General features: G+C 69.7%; 1 protein-coding gene. It reads left to right on the top strand.

Annotated features, from left to right (window positions below):
• Window positions 1–571 (top strand): carbamoyl phosphate synthase preATP-grasp domain-containing protein (locus tag ADL29_RS08230; RefSeq protein WP_483855163.1); only part of this gene is annotated, 571 nt, incomplete at both ends.

The raw sequence follows: 571 nt of genomic DNA, 5'->3' as shown, positions 1-571 counted from the left end.
CAACTGCAACCCGGAGACCGTCTCCACCGACTACGACACCTCCGACCGCCTCTACTTCGAGCCGCTCACGCTCGAGGACGTGCTGGAGATCGTGCACGCCGAGACCCAGGCCGGACCGGTCGCCGGCGTCCTCGTCCAGCTCGGCGGCCAGACCCCGCTCGGACTGGCCCAGGCGCTCAAGGACAACGGCGTGCCCATCGTCGGCACGTCCCCCGAGGCCATTCACGCCGCCGAGGACCGCGGCGCCTTCGGGCAGGTCCTGGCGGAGGCCGGTCTTCCGGCGCCCAAGCACGGCACCGCCACCACCTTCGCCGAAGCGAAGGCGATCGCGGACGAGATCGGCTACCCGGTACTCGCCCGCCCGTCCTACGTCCTCGGCGGGCGCGGCATGGAGATCGTCTACGACGAGACCCGGCTGTCGTCCTACATCGAAGAGTCGACCGAGATCAGCCCCTCGCGGCCGGTCCTCGTCGACCGGTTCCTGGACGACGCCATCGAGATCGACGTCGATGCACTCTACGACGGCCAGGAGCTCTACCTCGGCGGCGTCATGGAGCACATCGAGGAGGCC

Origin of the sequence: Streptomyces chattanoogensis, from assembly GCF_001294335.1 — a bacterium.
GTDB lineage: Bacteria > Actinomycetota > Actinomycetes > Streptomycetales > Streptomycetaceae > Streptomyces > Streptomyces chattanoogensis.
The sequence above is the reverse complement of the archived record's forward strand: the minus strand, read 5'-3'. Positions and strand labels throughout refer to the sequence as shown.